At 36.9% G+C, this 19,563-nt stretch carries 18 protein-coding genes and 1 tRNA gene; 10 read left to right on the top strand and 9 right to left on the bottom strand.

The genetic code is table 11. From position 1 onward, the window contains the following. Positions 1–3 precede the first annotated feature (3 nt). The 6 genes from PQG52_RS06590 to PQG52_RS06565 form a co-directional block, all read right to left on the bottom strand. A complete protein-coding gene (locus PQG52_RS06590) occupies positions 4–1,050 on the bottom strand; it encodes a hypothetical protein (RefSeq protein ID WP_271828599.1) in 1,047 nt (348 codons plus the stop codon). Between the two features lie 151 nt (positions 1,051–1,201). Next, complete coding sequence (ahcY, locus tag PQG52_RS06585) at positions 1,202–2,500, bottom strand: adenosylhomocysteinase (protein ID WP_271801447.1); 1,299 nt, start codon at positions 2,498–2,500, stop codon at positions 1,202–1,204. 170 nt (positions 2,501–2,670) lie between these two features. Beyond that, entirely contained in the window at positions 2,671–3,792 is a 1,122-nt protein-coding gene (locus tag PQG52_RS06580) for a PIN-like domain-containing protein (protein ID WP_271828597.1), read from the bottom strand. A 129-nt stretch (positions 3,793–3,921) separates the two neighbouring features. Beyond that, positions 3,922–5,319: a DNA repair protein RadA gene (radA, locus tag PQG52_RS06575; RefSeq protein WP_271828595.1), complete on the bottom strand. Its 1,398-nt coding sequence runs from the start codon at positions 5,317–5,319 to the stop codon at positions 3,922–3,924. 9 nt (positions 5,320–5,328) lie between these two features. Beyond that, positions 5,329–6,126 carry an ABC transporter ATP-binding protein gene (locus tag PQG52_RS06570; protein ID WP_271790698.1) on the bottom strand — a complete coding sequence of 266 codons (798 nt, stop codon included), beginning with the start codon at positions 6,124–6,126 and terminating at the stop codon, positions 5,329–5,331. Further along, positions 6,123–6,869 carry an MlaE family ABC transporter permease gene (locus PQG52_RS06565; RefSeq protein WP_271790707.1) on the bottom strand — a complete coding sequence of 249 codons (747 nt, stop codon included), beginning with the start codon at positions 6,867–6,869 and terminating at the stop codon, positions 6,123–6,125. The genes PQG52_RS06570 and PQG52_RS06565 overlap by 4 nt, the downstream gene beginning before the upstream one ends. A gap of 395 nt (positions 6,870–7,264) precedes the next feature. On the opposite strand from PQG52_RS06565, the gene PQG52_RS06560 reads away from it, so the two are divergent. Then, positions 7,265–8,587: a UDP-glucose dehydrogenase family protein gene (locus PQG52_RS06560; protein WP_271828628.1), complete on the top strand. Its 1,323-nt coding sequence runs from the start codon at positions 7,265–7,267 to the stop codon at positions 8,585–8,587. Here the strand turns inward: PQG52_RS06560 and PQG52_RS06555 are convergent, their stop codons facing one another. Together PQG52_RS06555 and PQG52_RS06550 are read right to left on the bottom strand one after the other, a co-directional pair. Further along, positions 8,588–9,583: a class I SAM-dependent methyltransferase gene (locus PQG52_RS06555; protein WP_271828593.1), complete on the bottom strand. Its 996-nt coding sequence runs from the start codon at positions 9,581–9,583 to the stop codon at positions 8,588–8,590. A gap of 109 nt (positions 9,584–9,692) precedes the next feature. Further along, entirely contained in the window at positions 9,693–11,063 is a 1,371-nt protein-coding gene (locus tag PQG52_RS06550; RefSeq protein ID WP_271828591.1) for an NAD-dependent succinate-semialdehyde dehydrogenase, read from the bottom strand. Positions 11,064–11,428: 365 nt separating this feature from the next. On the opposite strand from PQG52_RS06550, the gene PQG52_RS06545 reads away from it, so the two are divergent. The 3 genes from PQG52_RS06545 (at position 11,429) to PQG52_RS06535 (ending at position 13,111) form a co-directional block, all read left to right on the top strand. Beyond that, positions 11,429–12,322 carry a ribokinase gene (locus tag PQG52_RS06545; RefSeq protein ID WP_271828590.1) on the top strand — a complete coding sequence of 298 codons (894 nt, stop codon included), beginning with the start codon at positions 11,429–11,431 and terminating at the stop codon, positions 12,320–12,322. A gap of 15 nt (positions 12,323–12,337) precedes the next feature. Next, positions 12,338–12,955 carry a trimeric intracellular cation channel family protein gene (locus tag PQG52_RS06540; RefSeq protein ID WP_271828589.1) on the top strand — a complete coding sequence of 206 codons (618 nt, stop codon included), beginning with the start codon at positions 12,338–12,340 and terminating at the stop codon, positions 12,953–12,955. Positions 12,956–13,034: 79 nt separating this feature from the next. Beyond that, a tRNA-Arg gene (locus tag PQG52_RS06535) sits at positions 13,035–13,111 on the top strand. A gap of 297 nt (positions 13,112–13,408) precedes the next feature. Here the strand turns inward: PQG52_RS06535 and PQG52_RS06530 are convergent. After that, on the bottom strand, positions 13,409–13,687 hold the full coding sequence (locus PQG52_RS06530; RefSeq protein WP_271828587.1) for a hypothetical protein: 279 nt from the start codon (positions 13,685–13,687) through the stop codon (positions 13,409–13,411). A gap of 167 nt (positions 13,688–13,854) precedes the next feature. Between PQG52_RS06530 and PQG52_RS06525 the strand changes: the two genes are divergently transcribed. The 6 genes from PQG52_RS06525 (at position 13,855) to cysD (ending at position 19,557) form a co-directional block, all read left to right on the top strand. Continuing rightward, positions 13,855–14,880: a sulfate ABC transporter substrate-binding protein gene (locus PQG52_RS06525; RefSeq protein WP_271828585.1), complete on the top strand. Its 1,026-nt coding sequence runs from the start codon at positions 13,855–13,857 to the stop codon at positions 14,878–14,880. Positions 14,881–14,903: 23 nt separating this feature from the next. After that, positions 14,904–15,773: a sulfate ABC transporter permease subunit CysT gene (cysT, locus tag PQG52_RS06520; RefSeq protein ID WP_271828584.1), complete on the top strand. Its 870-nt coding sequence runs from the start codon at positions 14,904–14,906 to the stop codon at positions 15,771–15,773. After that, the gene (gene cysW / locus PQG52_RS06515; protein WP_271828583.1) at positions 15,770–16,609 is read left to right on the top strand and encodes a sulfate ABC transporter permease subunit CysW; all 840 of its coding nucleotides are present in this window, start codon (positions 15,770–15,772) and stop codon (positions 16,607–16,609) included. Before cysT ends, cysW begins: the two co-directional genes overlap by 4 nt. A 1-nt stretch (position 16,610) precedes the next feature. Then, entirely contained in the window at positions 16,611–17,591 is a 981-nt protein-coding gene (locus PQG52_RS06510; RefSeq protein ID WP_271828582.1) for a sulfate/molybdate ABC transporter ATP-binding protein, read from the top strand. Between the two features lie 259 nt (positions 17,592–17,850). Further along, positions 17,851–18,612, top strand: coding sequence for a phosphoadenylyl-sulfate reductase (locus PQG52_RS06505; RefSeq protein WP_271828580.1), 762 nt, complete (start codon positions 17,851–17,853; stop codon positions 18,610–18,612). A 30-nt stretch (positions 18,613–18,642) separates the two neighbouring features. Further along, positions 18,643–19,557, top strand: coding sequence for a sulfate adenylyltransferase subunit CysD (gene cysD, locus PQG52_RS06500; protein ID WP_271789907.1), 915 nt, complete (start codon positions 18,643–18,645; stop codon positions 19,555–19,557). Positions 19,558–19,563: the final 6 nt, after the last annotated feature.

The raw sequence follows: 19,563 nt of genomic DNA, 5'->3' as shown, positions 1-19,563 counted from the left end.
CCGTTATACTGACTTATAGGCGCTTTTATCATCGATCACAGCTCCAACCAATAACGTCATTGATACATAAAAAAAACTCAGATTTCTCAGTTCCCCTGGCCCACAGAACAGAAAGAACAAAGGTAAATTAATACAAGTTACTATAAAAATATGGTGCTTTAAATTTTCTGCTAACTTACCCCATATTTGAGTAAAAAGAGTAACTACAATAACAATATAGACAATTGAAAAACCTGCGGGACTAATTACGCTATAAGTTGTTTCCTTTAAAAAATAAAAAGAATACTTTGAATAAGCAACAATATTATCCCATAGATGATACTCTATAAGACCACCTGCATTTGCCACATATATTTTTTTAACAATCAAATTTGTTATTCCGGACAAGAACATCCCTATGGAAAGGATATATATAGATTTTTTTATACAAAATGTATGACGTATAATCGGATATAACGTTGGCAGAAAAAATAGAAAAGATTCTTTATTTAATGTTGCTGGAATAATAAGGCATAGTAATAAAATATATTTACCTCTGAAAGCAGATAAAAATGCCAAAGACATAAAAAACAGTTCTATATTATCATAAAAATACCCAGCAACAGTTTGAACATAAGGTATACATAACACCACCAATATCGGTGCAAGAATAGATGTAATATAACTGCACTGGAATCCTAATAAAATACTTCGTAATATAAAGAGGCTACAAAATAATAATAAGAAATTTAAATAGTAAATAATAATATACTGTAATTTTTCCTTATTACTATGATTGCCTGCTAACATAGAATAACCATATGTAGGTTGGACTCGTGACACGATACCATCACGTATTGAACGCGGGGTATTTACAGTCACTATACGCGCGATTATTGGAGCAAATTGTCGATAAACAAACGGTTTAAAAGCATGTCCATTCAACATCACTTCTATACCAGCCCTGGGCGTAGCTTCCAAAAATCCATATTTTCCAATATAACCAGAAAAACTCGCGGCAGCTGCAAGCCAAAAAGCGATACATAGTAAAAAGACATTTACTATTCTCATTCAGCTATCCAATTCAATATAACGAATATTTAAAGAAAGAACATCTTTATAAAAAATAATAGAATAACCCATATTAAAAGCACATTATATTCCCATAATGTGCTTTTATAAACTTTCTATATTTATAGTAATAATATTACAGAAAATTAAATTAGTAACGATACATTTCTGGTTTAAATGGACCTTGAACTTCCACACCAATATAATCAGCTTGGTCTTTATTCAATTTAGATAATTTCGCACCAACTTTATCTAAATGTAAAGCAGCCACTTTTTCGTCTAGGAATTTAGGTAATGTATATACTTTTGGTTCATATTTACCAGCAGGTGCATTCCAAAGCTCGATTTGAGCCAAGGTTTGATTGGTGAAAGACGCAGACATCACAAAAGATGGGTGACCTGTTGCATTACCAAGATTAACCAAACGGCCTTCTGACAATAAGATGATACGATTACCATCTGGGAATACGATTTCATCCACTTGTGGTTTAATGTTATCCCACGTGAAATTACGAAGTTTACCCACTTGAATTTCAGAATCAAAATGTCCAATATTACAAACAATCGCACGATTTTTCATCGCACGCATATGGTCTAGAGTAATAATATCAATGTTCCCTGTGCAGGTTACAAAGATGTCTCCACGAGGAGCAGCATCTTCCATCGTAACCACTTCATAGCCTTCCATAGCCGCTTGTAATGCACAAATTGGATCCACTTCGGTTACCAATACGCGACAACCTGCATTACGAAGGCTAGCAGCAGAACCTTTACCCACGTCACCAAAACCTGCAACAACCGCAACTTTACCAGACATCATCACATCAGTTCCACGACGGATCGCATCAACCAAGCTTTCACGACATCCATAAAGATTGTCAAATTTGGATTTGGTAACACTATCGTTTACATTAAATGCGGGAACCAATAATTGACCTTTTTTAGCCATTGCATGTAAACGATGAACACCTGTGGTGGTTTCTTCTGAAAGACCACGAACATCTTTTAACATTTCAGGATATTTTTCATGCATCAAAATGGTTAAATCACCACCGTCATCCAAAATCATATTTGGAACCCAGCCATTGGGGCCATGAACGGTTTGTTCAATACACCACATGAACTCTTCTTCGTTCATGCCTTTCCAAGCAAATACAGGCACACCCGCAGCAGCCATTGCAGCAGCAGCATGATCTTGAGTCGAAAAGATATTACAAGAAGACCAACGAACTTCTGCGCCAAGATCAATCAAGGTTTCGATCAACACTGCGGTTTGAATGGTCATATGTAAACAACCCGCAATACGTGCACCTTTCAGAATATTTTTACCTTTATATTCTTCGCGCAGAGCCATAAGACCTGGCATTTCGCCTTCGGCAATAGAAACCTCTTTACGTCCCCATTCAGCCAATGAAATATCTTTTACTTTATAATCGTGCTGTGCACTCATTGTTTTCTATCTTTCTTTATAGTGAAGTATTATTCAGTTGGTGTATTAATATTATAGAATTCAGAATAGATCAATCTTATTGAGATATAGTGACAGCCCTCTTGTAAAGATACTTCATATTATTCATTGTGATATAATATTCATAACTAATAAGTTAATATAAAAAAAATTTACTCATTATTTTCATCATCAGTTGAAGATATCCAACCACTTAACTTTAATAATTCTGATAGTTTGATACGTTCTTGTTTCGCTCTCTCTTCTTGCTCTTTCATATTACTAAATATGTTAAAGAATTTTATTGCTTCTAGTTTTGTATCGATAGTGGTTTGATTTTCATGCATATCATATGCGTCACTCCACTCATTAAAATTAACTCTAATATTTTCTTGATTAATATCTAATCGATAAGCGCTACTGACGCCTGTTATAAATTCATAAGTTGATAATATTTCAAAGTTCTTAGCTGATGTTTCTTTAAAAATTTCTTCTCTTAATGACGCATGTGCTCCTGTTTTAATGTAACCAGCCTTATGCACCATATCTTGCTTTTCATCATTCGTAATAAAAAAAACAGTATTAACGTTGAGACTTTTTGTCTTTTCTAATAACTCTTTCCATACATAAAAATCACCATATGCTCTATGATACAAGTTACCATCATATCCAAACTGTGCTTCTTTTTTGCCTTCTTTGGATTTATCTGCAAAACCAGGAGGAATAAGGTTTTCAAATCGCTTTTGACATTCAGAATTTAAATCACTTAATTCAGCTTCGGAGGATTTACTACCTATTCTATCCTGAAAAATCTCATCAACCCAATCTCTAATAGAATCATGTTCTATAATTTGATCGTTTTTTTCTTTAATTCCTTGTGACTTTTGATTTAGAAATTGTTCTAAATCATCTTTTATTGCTTGCAATTTTATTTGTATATCTTCAGTAGTATCTGTGTAATATCTTAATTTAGTTTTTTCTATCTGGTTAATTTTTTCTTCTAAAGCTGTTATCGTTTCGGCTAATGGTTTAAGAGTGGTGATTATGTTGTTAGCCTGAGAATGAATTTCATCTAATCTTTTTCTTTGATATTCTAAAGCTGAAAAATATGGTAACCATATTTTACTCTGCACGGCTTTTACTGCTTCTTTCATCGCAGATTGCGTCTTGTCATTATTTCTATATAAATCAAGAATGAAATTGGTATCAAAAACAAATAATGTATTGTTATCTTTAAATAATTTAGTATTTTTTTGTTCATTATTTGTATAAAAACCACGAAACTTACTTCGCATATTACATTCCAACTTCATAAATCAAAATATTAACCACTTATCATTTCGATAATTTTATAATATAAAATTCATTAACAATTAATACAATATTTTAAAACCAAATATCACATTCAAATACTATTTCGCTCATTATTCACTCATCGTGAATTGAGAAACTAAATCCGTAATATGCCCAGTTTCTACCAAACGCAGACCTTTCGGCTCAGATAATTTTGTATTTCCTCTGGCAACACGTTTAGGCAGAATAATTTCATCAAACCCTAGTTTATGCGCTTCTTTGACACGTAAATCTGCCTGAGGGACTTGCCTGATTTCACCCGATAGTCCAATTTCACCGAAAAATACAGAACCTGGAGAAGTCGGTTGTCGTGTAAGTGCTGAGGCCAATGCCGCAGCTACCGCTAAGTCAGCTGCTGGTTCGGTAACTCTTAGTCCGCCAGCCATATTTAAATACACGTCCACACTGTTAAACCGCAAAGAGCATCGTGTTTCCAAAATGGCCAATAACATATTTAAACGTGCACCATCCCAACCGATAACCGTGCGTCTTGGTGCGGAATCACCAGCTTTAGGTGCAAGTAATACTTGAACCTCTAATAAAACAGGACGTGTGCCTTCTAGTCCTGCAAAAACCGCTGATCCTGCAATATTACCATGACGTTCCGCAAGAAATAAAGCCGATGGGTTAGAGACTTCAACCAACCCTTCACTTGTCATCGAAAAAACACCGATCTCATCCGTAGCCCCAAAGCGATTTTTAGCTGCTCTCAAGATACGGAACTGATGCCCTCGATCCCCTTCGAAATACAAAACCGCATCAACCATATGTTCTAATACTCTGGGGCCAGCCAAGGAACCCTCTTTGGTCACATGGCCAACAAAAATTAAAGAGAATTCTTTTTTCTTTGCTAAACGAATAAGCTCAAACGCAGAGGCTCGGACTTGACTGACCGTCCCAGGTGCACCGTTGATGCTGTCCAACCACATGGTTTGGATAGAATCAATAATCACTAAACTGACATTCTGTTCAGCTTCTAAGGTTGCCAAAATATCCGAAACATTAATGCAAGCTGCCAGCTCAATATTCTTGCGTTGTTCGCTGTTTTCCAATCCCAAACGATTGGCACGCATTCTAATTTGATTAATCGATTCTTCACCAGAAATATAAAGAACGCGCCGACCTTGTTTGGATAATGCGCAAGCTGCTTGCAATAACAAAGTCGATTTACCAATCCCAGGATCGCCACCAACCAAACTCACTGATGCTTGAACTAATCCACCGCCCAGAACACGATCTAGCTCTGCAATGCCAACTTCTTGACGAGGAGGTGGTGCACTATCCCCATCTAATCCTGTAAAAACAATCTTTTGCCCACGTTGATGCTCAACAACGGATAAAGGTGTGGCTTGAACTTGCTCTTCTTCGATCGTATTCCATTCACCACACGCTTCGCATTTTCCTGTCCATTTGGGATAAACCGAACCACAACTCTGACAAACAAACTGTTTAACTGGCTTTTTTGCCACCCCAAACCTCTATTTTACTTTTGTTTCAACTTTAATCGGGCCCTGACGCAAACCGTGAGTAAACTGATGCACATAAGGATTGTCAGTCATTAGCAAATCTTTGGCTTTCCCTTGCCAAATTAACTCACCTTTATATAACATCGCCGCATGATCCCCAATACGTTGCGCAGAAGCCATATCATGCGTAATTGCGATCGCTGTTGATCCCAATGTATCCACACAACTTTTAATCAGCTCATCAATCACAGCCCCCATAATAGGGTCTAATCCTGTTGTAGGTTCATCAAAAAATATTATTTCTGGCTTTGAAGCAATCGCTCTGGCCAATCCAACCCGTTTTTGCATACCGCCAGATAATTCATCAGGATACAAATCGCTAACCATAGTTGGATCTAAACCAACCAGTTTCAGAACGTCACAAGCGATGTCATACGCTTCGTGACGGCTTACTTTTGGTTTGTTTTTACGATGACCATAAAGTAAAGCAAAGGCTACATTCTGCCAAATAGGCAAACTATCAAACAATGCTGCATTTTGAAACAACATCCCCATTTGTTGCAATTTTTCATTACGTTGCGCAGAGGATAATTCAAAAATATTTTGCCCATCAATTTCAATACTACCACTATCTGGCACCATTAATCCTAAAATACAACGTAATAAAACAGATTTACCACTACCAGACCCCCCAATAATAACGAAAGAGGTGCCTGTTTCAACATCCATACTAACATCACGCAATACATGATTACTGCCAAAAGATTTAGATAAATTGCGAATGCGTATTTTGGGAACAGATTGGGTCATTTTGAAAAGAAAATATCCGTTAATAAATAATCAAAAACTAAAAGTAAAATAGATGCTGCAACCACAGCGGCTGTTGTAGAAGCCCCAACGCCTTGCGCACCGCCTTTACTGCGATACCCATGATAACATCCCATTAACGCAATTAAAAAACCAAACACGCCTGCTTTAACGAGTCCAATTGTAATATCCATTGGTTTGACAGCGTTAAACGTTGCCATAATATAACCTTGTGGCGTAAATCCTAATTTCATGATCGAAACCGTAAATCCACCCAGCACACCCAAAATATCTGCAATAATGACTAGAAAAGGTAAAGCAATGGTTGCTGCTAGTAGGCGAGGTGCCACCAAGTATTTAATCGGGTTCGTAGATAAGGTCCGCAAAGCATCAATTTGATTCGTGACTTGCATCGTGCCAATTTCTGCAGCCATTGCAGCACCAACCCGTCCAGCAACCATCAACCCTGCTAGCACAGGCCCCAACTCACGGGTTACCGCCAACACAACGATACTCGCAATAGCGCTGTCCACGTGATATTGCGCCATACCAGTATAAGATTGCAATGCAATGACCCCTCCTGAAAAAAGGGCGGTCAATGCCACAACGGGCAAAGATAAATATCCAATATTAATCATGCTGCCGACAAAAATACGCCAATAAAATGGAGGGGAAAAGATGTTTATAATACCTTGTAACGCAAACAACGCCAAAGCACCTGCCTCTTGAACGCCACTTAAAACCATGCGTCCTAATAAAGCAACCCATACCAAAGGCTTACTTATTTGTCGTATCACACTACATAACCTTTATGATAATTATAATTTTTACTAAATAGCACCAACGCGCTAACTGCCTTACATTTTATAATTTTATATCAAAAAACGATATAAAATTTTACATTCATAAGCTGTCACAAAATAAATATTATCACAAGATTATAAATACAAAAACTATTCTTTACTATACCAAAATATTATACAACACCTCTAAATTACCGCTCAAATAATGTATTTTATAAATTCTTTTCATCGAATATCTTACATTCTTAATATTTTTCTTTACCCTAAAAGAAATCAAGCTATATTTTACTGCATATTAATCGTTAAACCATACCAGGAGAGTGACTGTGCGTATAGCAATGATTGGTGGAGGATATGTCGGTTTGGTGTCAGCAACATGTTTTGCTGAATTTGGATTACACGTAAATGTTGTCGAAACAAATCCTGATCGTTTAAACGCTTTAAAGCAAGGAGAAATCCCAATATACGAACCTGGTTTGGATATATTGGTAAAGAACAATATTAAAACCAATCGATTACAGTTTTTTGATAGAATAGAAGAAGCTATTCCTGAATGTGAAGCGATTTTCATTGCCGTTGGTACACCGCCCCGCAATGGAGATGGCCACGCCGATATGACATATGTTCATCAAGCCGCATTGCAGATTGCTACTCATTTGAAACAGTATGCTGTGATTGTTACGAAATCTACCGTTCCTGTGGGGACAAGCCGTCGTATCGCACAGATTATCAGACAAAAAAATCCTGATCTTGAATTCGATGTAGCATCCAACCCTGAATTTCTAAGAGAGGGGGACGCCATCAAAGATTGTATGAATCCAGACAGAGTCATTATTGGAATTGAAAAAGATAAAGCCGATCATGGTAAAAAAGCACAAGATATCATGACGCGCCTTTACCAACCTTTATTCCAACGTGAGACACCTATTTTATTTACCAATTTAGAAAGTGCTGAACTTGCAAAATATGCATCGAATTGTTTCCTTGCAATGAAGCTCTCTTACGTTAATGAACTTGCCGATTTATGCGATCAAGTTGGTGGAAATATTGAAGATATTACTAAAGCAATGGGACTAGATCCACGCATTGGTAAATATTTTTTACAACCTGGACCTGGATTTGGTGGTTCTTGCTTTCCAAAAGATACATTAGCCCTTATTCGTATTGCCCAAGAAGCTGGCACCCCCACGCGTATGATCGAAACAGCTGCTCAAGCCAACGATGCCAGAAAAGCCAACATGAGTGGACGCATTATTCAACTTTGTGGGGGTAATATTAATAATAAAACCATTGCCATTTTAGGATTAACATTTAAACCTAACACCGACGACATGCGTGAATCCGCATCTTTGCCAATTATTCATCGTCTCGTAGAGGGCGGCGCAATTATTAAAGCGTTTGATCCAATCAGCAACGAAAAAGCACAACCCTTACTTCCAAAAGAAGTTCAATATTATAATAATATCGAAGAAGCTGCAACCAATGCAGATGCTTTAGTCATCTTAACCGAATGGAATGAATTTCGTTCTTTATCACCAATAAACTTAAAAAGATGGATGAAGAAAGCATTAGTAATCGATTTGCGAAACATCTATGATCCCAAGATCATGGCAAATGAAGGAATCGAATATTACTCAATTGGTCGACCTCAAAAAAAATAACTACTTTTTAAATCGTTTTGCTATGGCGCGTAGCGGAGCCGTTATGCGCCATGATGATGATGCATACATAGAGCGCAACTCTTCTTTCAGTTGGATAGTTTCCTGTTGTAATTGTGTGATGACTTCTAAATCTTGTGAATGAGATAATCCTGAATTCGTTTTGGTTTGAAGATAAACTTCTTCCCAGCTATTTACTCTTTTCACTTTATCCGTTTCTGGAGCCATGAAGACCATAAATTCATAACTATGAGGCGGGTCTATTTCATGCCATCCAGCACAAGCTACATTCAGAATATCATTCCCAGTTAAAATAATCATAAACTTAGCGAGTAAATTCAAAGATAATACCCAACAATGAACATCTTCATAATGTGTTGGATCTAATGTTCTTTCACCCCATTGTAACACCTCTTGAAAAGGAAATTGGCTGGGCAAGTCAGAAGCATCAAAATCTTTAACATAACGACGGTGCATTTCTTCAACCAATTGATCGTCAACTTTATTTAATGCAAAATCCAATACTAAGTGTGTTTGTGGGCAATAAGCTTTTTTCATCCATGCTGCTAATAAGTCTGACAGTTTACTCGTTTGCCGTTTCATATCAAAAGAATAACGACCGTCCGGTAAAACCAAGCGTAATTGGCCGTTTGACGTTAACACTTGGGTTATTTGATCAATCCACCCAATCAGATTAGGAACATGTTCACCCACGTGAGATGCCACCACATAATCAAAAGAACCACTCACACATTCTTTTAAAGGTCGATGATTATCCCAAACAAAATCAACATCTACCAATCGATCAAAGTCAAATTTTTGATCCCAAGCAAATTGTTTTTTCAACTCTTCTGTAGATAAATGGTCTGCATAAAATACATTTCCCTCTTGGCGATGCAATATAGGATCAACCAAAGCACCGATCTCTAAGCATCGATCCTGATTAAAATCGATTCCATGACGTAAATATTGATGCCGTTTTTCAAGAAATGAAACCATAATATTAAAACCATATCTATAAAAAAGAAGGATTTACCAACTTGGTAAATCCTTCTTTAAAATTATCGTCTGATATCTAATTATACAAGAATATAATTAAATTATCTTCTTAGTTTTCAATATAAATCAGTTTACGATTTACGAACTCTAAGATACCTTCTTTTGAAAGCTCGCGACCATAACCTGAATGTTTTACACCACCAAATGGCAAGTCTGGACTTGTCCATGTTGGACGATTAATAAACACCATTCCTGTGTCAATTTGGCTAGCCACTTTTTTCGCACGTTCAACGTCTTTAGAGAAGACAGTGCCACCCAAACCAAATTCTGAATCATTAGCTAATTCAATTGCAGCTTTTTCGTCAGGAACGGTAAAGAACATTGCTACTGGACCGAAAAATTCTTTATAAAATACTGGGTTTTCTTTAGTAATATTGGTTAAAATGGTTGCTTCCATAAATGCGCCTGGCATATCTGGACGTTTACCACCAACAACCGCTTTCGCACCATGTTTAATCGCTGTTTCTGTTAGTTCAGCAATTTCTTGTGCTGCAGCTTCAGAAGACAAAGGCCCAAGTGTCGTGTTGCGATCCATTGGATCACCCGCTTTTAACTTAGAAAAACACTCTGTCATTTGTTTTAATAATTTATCAGCAACAGATTCAACAACGATGAAACGTTTTGCAGCAACACAGCATTGTCCTGTGTTGTTCATACGTCCCCATAGACCCCATTCACAAGCTTTGTCTAGATCTGCATCTTCAAGAACAATAAATGCATCACTACCACCCAATTCCATAGTAGATTTTTTCAATGCTTTACCAGCTTCACTTGCAACAGAAGCACCAGCTTTTTCACTGCCTGTAACCGCTACACCACGGATACGACGATCTTGAATAATTCCAGCAATATGTTTTGAATCTACGAATAAGTTGGTATAAGCGCCTTTTGGTGCGCCTGCATCCAAAAGTAATTGTTCAAATGCTTCAGCACATTGCGGAACGATAGAAGCATGTTTTACCATCACAACGTTACCAGCCATCAGGTTGGTCGCTGCAACACGGACTAATTGGTAATAAGGGAAGTTCCAAGGCTCAACACAAAGAATGATCCCAATGGAATCATGTTCAACATATGCTTTGCGGCCATCTTTTGGTTTTAACGTTTCAGGAGCAAGAAATTCTTCTGCATTATCAGCGTAATAATCGAAAATATCAGCTGTTAAATCGACTTCACCCTCAGCATCAGAAATTAATTTACCCATTTCCAAAGTGACAAGACCTGCAAATTTTGCTTTATTTTCACGCATAATAGTTGCAGCTTTTTTCATCACCGCACGACGTGTTGCAAAGTCCGTTTTACGCCATTCTTTATAACAAGCATCTGCTTGATCAATTTTTGCAGCAACTTCTTGTTCTGTTAATGAGGTAAAGGATTTTACTTCTTTATTATTAAAAGGATTAACCGTTTTATAAGCCATTACGAACTATAACTCCTTAAAGTTGTTTTTTCTAATTATATTCTACAAAATAAATAGCACAAATATAATCCTAATTATTAATATACTTCAAAAGGCAAGAATATCAAATAAAATCGTTAGATTATTTCAAGTATACTGAAATATCTTAATATTTTAAGTAAAATATATTTGATTTATCATCATATCAAAAATTATAGTATCGAAGAATATAGACAAGATTATAATTTAGTATTTCTCTAAACGACAAACTCAAATGCTATTACAAGCAAATCCTTATAAAAAAATAAAGAGTTAAAACATAATCAATTTTACATTATGATCTTAGAGACTATTATATTTCATCTTAACAACAAAGAATCTTTATTATGAATAATATCCTTGTTATAGGCAGCTTAAATGCAGATCTAGAAACCGATGTTGATCGTTTTCCACAACCTGGGGAGACATTGCTCGGTGGGCCTTTGCATGTCAGTTGTGGAGGCAAAGGTAATAATCAAGCGGTTGCTGCTGCAAAACTGGGAGCCAACGTAACAATGCTGGGGGCATTGGGGAAAGATAATTTCGGAGAGATGCTCTTTCAAAATTTGCAAGCGAGCCAGATCAATACAGATCACATTCTCATACGCACGGACACTCCCTCTGCAACGGCATTGATTACCCGTTCACGAAACGAGAACCATATTATCGTTACGGATGGAGCCAATAACACCATTACTCCCAACGATATTGTTGCAGCAACAGAGTTAATTGAACTAAACGATATTATTTTGTTACAACAAGAGATTCCTCTTGATACACAAATTAAAGCAATCGAAATCGCACATCAATTTAATAAAATCATTGTGCTAAACCCCGCCCCTATGCGTCCTTTACCCAAAGAAGTCACGGAGAAAATCAGTTATCTCCTTCCCAACGAGCATGAAATTATTGCCCTTGGAGGCAGTTCTTCTGATACTCCAGAAACGATTATTTTGAATTCTAAAACGCCAATCATTATGACATGGGGCAGCAAAGGCGTATTATACAAAAACAATCATCAACAGTTACAACATTTACCTGCCTATTCCGTTCCTGTTGTTGATAGCACTGGAGCTGGAGATACCTTCTGCGGTGCTTTTTGTTGTTTTATACATCTAGGATTAGAAGTGGCATTAAGAAAATCATTGCAAGCTTCTGCCTTATCTGTCACACGTGCTGGAGCTCAAGGAGGAATGCCTACTCTACAAGAGTTGGAAAGCTCGGATTTATTTCATAGATAAAGTTTTTAAACCAATATGAATTATGACTTTTTTCATTATGTTGATTTGATTGGCACATTCGCCTTTGCAATCAGTGGCGCATTGGCAGCGATCAACCGAAATTTAGATATTTTTGGTGTGTTTGTTATTTCTTTTATCACAGCCTGTGGCGGTGGGGTTATCCGTGATATTTGTATTGGCTCCTTTCCCCCCGCTGGATTAATTAACCTAGAATATCTAATCATTGTCATTTTATCGGTTTTTTTGTGCGGTTTTTTTCAAAAATTACTGTTGAGATTAAATCATCCTACCCTATTTTTTGATGCAATTGGTTTAGGATTCTTTGCCTCTTTTGGGGCACATAAAGCCTATTTCTTTACTGGCAATAGTGAATTAGCCATTCTATTGGGGATTGTAACCGCTGTTGGTGGAGGAATCCTCAGAGATATGTTAACTACAACCATTCCCTCTGTATTAACCAAAGAGATCTATGCCTCTGCGGCGATTGTGGGGGCTATTATTCAATTATTAGGTGAAAATGATATCATCAGCCCTGCATTAGCACCATGGTTGGCCATTCTCATTTGCAGCTCTATTCGTTTACTTTCTTTAAAATTTAAATGGAATTTACCATCAATCAAACAAGTTCAATAAACAACTTGCATGATTCCCATATTTTTTCTAAAAGAAAGAATTACCTATTTAAAGAAAATAATATTAAATTCTTTTATTAGGACCCGTAGCTCAGCTGGATAGAGCGTCGCCCTCCGAAGGCGAAGGTCGTGAGTTCGAATCTCGTCGGGTCCGCCATTAAAAAATTATACCCTTCATATTCATAACAGATCACAATTTTACAATAGAAATTTACAAAGATGGGCTTTTACCATCCAAGCCATTTACTCTATTATGGAAAAAGATAAATATACTAGTAGATCCGCAAACGGTAACCTCTTCTGGGCAACAGATGTGATTATTGTTCGTGAAATGAATGAAAAAACATTTTTAGAAACAATAAGCCATATCATTAACAAAGAACCAAAACTAATGGATCATACATTTTCTATAATAAAATAAATTACTCTGTATTTAAACCATAATTTCTGCTCATTAATTTTTTATTTCTTGGGCTACAAGGTCAAATTTTGCAAATGTACCCGTAGTTAATTGATAATAATCAACCATTTCAAATTCACATTTGCATTTAGAATATATGTTTTTCTTAACTTTGACCACAGTCACATTTGCTGCTGGACCAGTCACACGGCGCTCTAAAAACCTGTCTTCTTCCTTATGCGAAATACAATCTATGTTTGGCGAATGACAACGTGTGCATTTAAATTTTTTAGGTTGTTTACCAGCGACAAGAATATATTGTATTCCACCCATAAATACACAAAAGAGATGCCGTAACTATAATTTTATAAATTACTCCAACTAATATTATAAACTATAAAAATTTGTATATTAATAAAAACACTTTTAAATTCGATAAAATAGATATAAGATATCGGGTATCTACTATTTTTCGTCCCATAACAGATAGTTCCCTTATCATGATGCTCTACAAAACTAGCACTTGGAAAATTTTTGCTGCTTTTTTTATGGTGGCACATTTATTTTTTCAAACAACACATGCCAAGACAGTGACTTTATTGAATGTATCATACGATCCAACACGAGCATTTTATCATGCCTATAATCAAGCGTTTGAAAAATACTGGAAAGCAAAAACAGGGGATGATGTGGTTGTTTATGAATCGCATGGCCCCTCAGGGAAACAAGCACGATCGGTTATCGATGGGATGCAAGGGGATGTGGTTACCCTTGCTTTATCAGGCGACATTGACGCTTTAAATAAATATAAGGAGCTCATTGATCCAAATTGGCAAAGCAGATTGCCTTATCATAGTTGTCCCTATTACTCGACCATCGTGTTCCTAGTTCGCAAAGGAAATCCAAAAAATATTCACGACTGGGATGATTTAATTAAACCAGGCGTGCAAGTCATGACCCCCAATCCCAAAACATCAGGCGTTGCACGATGGAATTTCTTAGCCGCTTGGGCATATGCTTTGGAAAAATATGGCTCTGAAGATAAAGCATATGATTTTGTAAAACAAATTTATCAACATGCGCCTATTTTAGATACTGGCGCGCGTTCCTCCAGCCTCAGCTTTATCCAAAGAGGATTAGGAGACGTATTAATTTCTTGGGAAAATGAAGCCTATATGGCTTTAAACGAATCAAAACCAGGTGAATATGAATTAATTACACCTTCTGTTTCAATCTTAGCAGAACCTCCAGTAGCTGTTGTGGATTCTGTTGTGGATAAGAAAGGCACGCGTGCTGTCGCAGAGGGATATCTGAACTATTTATATAGTGATGTCGGTCAAACCCTTGCTGGGGAATATTATTATCGCCCCAGCAATCCACAAATTGCAGAAAAATTTAAAGATAAATTTCATGCCTTAAAATTAATACCTATTGACAAAGTGTTTAAAGGATGGAAACAAATAAATAACAAATTTTTTAAGGATAATAAAATATTCGACAAAATTATGAGTGAAATTAACCGCTAATATTTTTGAATTAAGGAACCTTGATGTTTTCTTCTAAATACTCAGTTATTCCAGGATTCTGGTTAAGTTTAGGATATACGTTATCTTGGCTTTCCTTAATTGTTTTACTTCCCTTGGCTGCATTGTTTTTATATGCCAGCCACATTCATTTTGATCAACTTATCACCATCCTAAGCAATCGGCAATTACAAAGTGCTTTAAAATTATCTTTATACACCTCTTTTTGCGCCTCTTTATTGGCTTCGATCTTTGGTGCTTTTTTAGCGTGGATGCTAACGCGATATTCATTTACAGGAAAAAAAATCATTGATTCAATGATTGATCTTCCTTTGGCATTACCCACAGCAATTGCCGGTATTGCGTTAACCACCTTATATGCACCTAATGGATTATTGGGCTCTCTTTTACCGTTTAAAGTTGCCTATACGCCTCTTGGAATTATTGTTGCAATGGTTTTTGTGACCATTCCTTTTACTATCAGAACGCTTGAACCGATTATCAAAGACATTCCATATTCTGTTGAAGAAGCAGCTAAAACACTAGGGGCAACGCCTTTACAAACTTTTTTATATGTTATTTTTCCAATGTTGTTTCCAGCTTGGTTGACAGGGTTTTCTTTGGCAATGGCACGCAGTTTAGGCGAATATGGTTCTGTCGTCTTTATTGCTGCAAATATCCCTTATAAAACTGAAATCTTACCGATTTTAATTGTCTCTAAGCTAGACCAATTCGATTATACTGGGGCTACGGTTATCAGTTTATTAATGCTGCTTATTTCTTTTGGATTGTTATTTTTTATTACCATCATTCAACGTTGGATCAAACCTCATCGTTTGATTTGGTTTATGACTCATTTATCGTTGCCATTTTTTTCTAAAAAGAAATCATCATGACACCCATAATACATAAACAAATCACACTCAAAAGATCGCTTCTTTTGACACTCACATGGCTTGTGTTTGGTGTTATTTTTCTGGCACCCTTATCGATTATTTTAATCGAAGGGCTTTCCAAAGGGCTTGGTTTCTTTTGGCATACTTTTGCTAACCCTGTTGCATTATCAGCATTAAAATTGACTCTATTTGCAACAATAGTTTCGGTCATTTTGAATGTGATCTTCGGCGTGATGGCTGCATGGTGCATCACAAAATATGAGTTTGTTGGTAAAAGCTTGCTGACCACCTTAATTGATTTGCCATTTTCTATTTCACCGATTATTGTTGGATTAATTTACACACTCCTCTATGGCTCACAAAGCATTTTATACCCATTTTTAATGGAGTATAATCTACAAGTTATTTATGCCGTGCCAGGGATAGTGCTGGCCACCATTTTCGTCACCTTTCCTTTTGTTGCACGTTCTTTGATTTCATTGATGCAAGAACAAGGGAATACTGAAGAAGAAGCTGCACGCTTATTAGGTGCAAATGGATGGCAAATTTTTTGGCTTGTTACTTTTCCCAATATTCGTTGGGCTTTACTGCACGGTGTGACGATGTGTACTGCCAGAGCGATGGGAGAATTTGGGGCTGTCTCCATTATCTCTGGTCATATTGAGGGGCTAACGAATACGCTGCCTTTACAAATTGAGATTTTATATAATGAATATAATGCAACGGCTGCCTTCAGTATCTCTATTATCTTGTTGATAATGGCAATGATTATCTTATTTGTAAGACAATGGTGTGAGCGTAAAATCACCCACGCAACTCCGGACGCAGGGCAATAAAATGAATATCCATATAAAAGAGCTAAATAAATATTTCAATCAATTTCATGTCTTACAAAATATTAATCTTGATATTCGCAAAGGTGAACTAATTGCCCTGCTTGGACCTTCAGGCTGTGGAAAAACAAGCCTCTTACGTATTATTGCAGGATTAGAACAGCCCAGCTCTGGACAGATATTCTTTAACGATCAAGATATTTCCAACAAAGATATTCGTGAACGTCGCATTGGGTATATGTTTCAACATTTTGCGCTGTTTCGACATATGACTGTTTTAGAAAATATTTCTTTCGGACTGCGTATCAAACCGAGAAAGGAAAGACCCTCTGCATCAGATATTTTGGCAAAATCAAAACATCTGTTAGACATGGTGCAACTCAGCAATTTAGCGGATCGATATCCCGATGAGTTATCAGGTGGGCAAAAACAACGTGTTGCATTGGCACGTGCCATGGCAATCGATCCCAGCGTTTTGTTATTGGACGAACCTTTTTCTGCTCTGGATACCAAAGTCAGAAGAGAGTTAAGACAATGGTTATCCAATTTACATCATGAAATACAACTAACCAGCGTTTTTGTTACCCATGATCAAGAAGAAGCAATGGAAATTGCTGATCGCGTCGTTATTATGAACAAAGGGGTTATTGAGCAAATTGGCTCTCCCAAAGAAATATTGGACACACCAAAGAATGATTTTGTATATCACTTCCTTGGCGAAACCAATCATTTTTCAGTGGGTGAACAGAATTTTACCTTTAGACCCCATGAGATAATTTTAAGTATTCACACGCAGAAAGTAGGATATTTCGAAGCAACAGCGATTGATATTCGCCCCCTTGGTGCTGTTACAAAGATTGTATTGAAACCTAAAGACAATGATTATCCCATCGAGGCCCAAGTGCCGAACACCACTCGGAATTTAAGTAGTTTAAACAAAGGGGATAAAGTCTATTTTAGACCGATTATGGACTTTGAGATTTAAAATCGCCGATAATGTCTGATATAACAAATCACTTAAATATTATGTTATTTATATTGATATCCTATAAATAACGATATATTCGTTGATTTATTTTTCAGAAACCATTAAATTACATATAAATAAAGTATTATTAAAATAACCTTTCATTAACCATCTACCTTTTTTCTATTTTTTTGATAAAAAGATAGGTTCTGACACACCAAAGGATTTTTGTTTTACATCGCTTCTTATTCTCTTTCTTCAGCAAAGCTCACATATAATGACTCCGATAGAACTATACTCTAAGAAACCTAGTGAATTTTATGAACGTAAACTGCTCGAAACGCAGGAAATCCTGCAAAACGCCGTGGCAGAATATGGGAAAATCGTTCAAGCCACCAGCCTTGGGGTTGAGGATATGGTCATCACAGACTTTATCCATCGCCTAGGACTACCTATTTCTATCGCAATGTTGGATACGAAAAAATTACATCAACAAACATTAGATCTTAAAGACCAAGCAGAAGCGCACTATGGTTTAACAATCAAAGCATATTATCCCAACCAAGAACAAGTTGATGAATATGTCCAAAAAAACGGTGAGAATGGGATTTTTGAATCGGTTGAGCTCCGCAAAGAATGTTGTCACATCCGCAAGCTCGTCCCGCTAAAAGCGTTGCTGAAAGGTCATGAAGCTTGGATTACTGGGTTAAGAAAAGAGCAATCCAATTTCAGAGCCAACTTAGAAGTTATTGAACAAGAAAATCCAAGCGACGCAACACAGCCCAAAGTAAAAATTAATCCTTTATTGGATTGGACAATTGGGGATATTTGGCATTATGTAAAAGAATATAATGTCCCCTATAATCCCCTACATGACCAATTCTTTGTTAGTATTGGATGTGAGCCTTGTACTCGTGCAATTGCTTTAGGTGAAGATTTCCGTGCTGGCCGTTGGTGGTGGGAACAAGATGGAGCAAAAGAATGTGGATTACATGTTCACGAAACCTCTTCTTTATCGAACAGACCTTCAAAACAATAACGATTTGATTTAAGACTTAAGGGAAATTTTATGACTTCTCACTCACCCAATTTATACACCCCTCTTTCTGATTTAGAAGAAGAATCCATTTTTATTATGAGAGAAGTTGCAGGATCTTTCGAACGTCCTGCTTTGCTTTTCTCTGGCGGTAAAGATTCTTGTGTTATGTTACGCCTCGCTGAAAAAGCGTTCGGGCAAGGACAATTTCCTTTTCCGTTATTAATGATTGATACTGGACATAATTTTCCTGAAGTTATTGAATTCCGTGATCGTAGGGCTAAGGAAGTTAAGGCAAAACTGATTGTCCGTAGCGTTGAAGACTCAATGAAGCGTGGAACAGTCAGATTAAGTCATCCTTTGGAAAGTCGTAATCCTCATCAATCAGTGACGCTATTGGAATCTATTGAGGAATTCCGTTTTGATGCGTTGCTTGGTGGTGCAAGACGTGACGAAGAAAAAGCACGTGCCAAAGAACGTATTTTCTCTCATCGTGATTCATTTGGCCAATGGCAACCCAAAGCTCAGCGTCCAGAATTATGGAATATATTTAATACACGCATTTTACCTGATGAAAATTTCCGTGTATTCCCAATTTCTAATTGGACAGAATTTGATGTATGGAAATATATCGAACAAGAAGAAATACCACTTCCAAATTTATATTATGCTCATCAACGCCAAGTGATCCCTCGCAAAGGATTATTGGTGCCAGTCACCGATGTAACCCCTGTGCAAGAAGGCGAAAACATTGAAACCAGAACCGTGCGTTTCCGTACGGTTGGGGATATGACCTGTACTTGCCCCATTGAAAGTGATGCCGCCAATGCCAGCGATATTGTCAAAGAAACTGCCGCTGTGACCATCAGCGAACGTGGTGCAACCCGTATGGATGATCAAACCTCTGAAGCATCTATGGAGAAACGTAAGCTTGAAGGTTACTTCTAAGTTCAC

The organism is Commensalibacter communis (genome assembly GCF_947179105.1).
Lineage (GTDB): Bacteria > Pseudomonadota > Alphaproteobacteria > Acetobacterales > Acetobacteraceae > Commensalibacter > Commensalibacter communis.
This window is presented reverse-complemented; position numbering and strand designations above follow the sequence as displayed.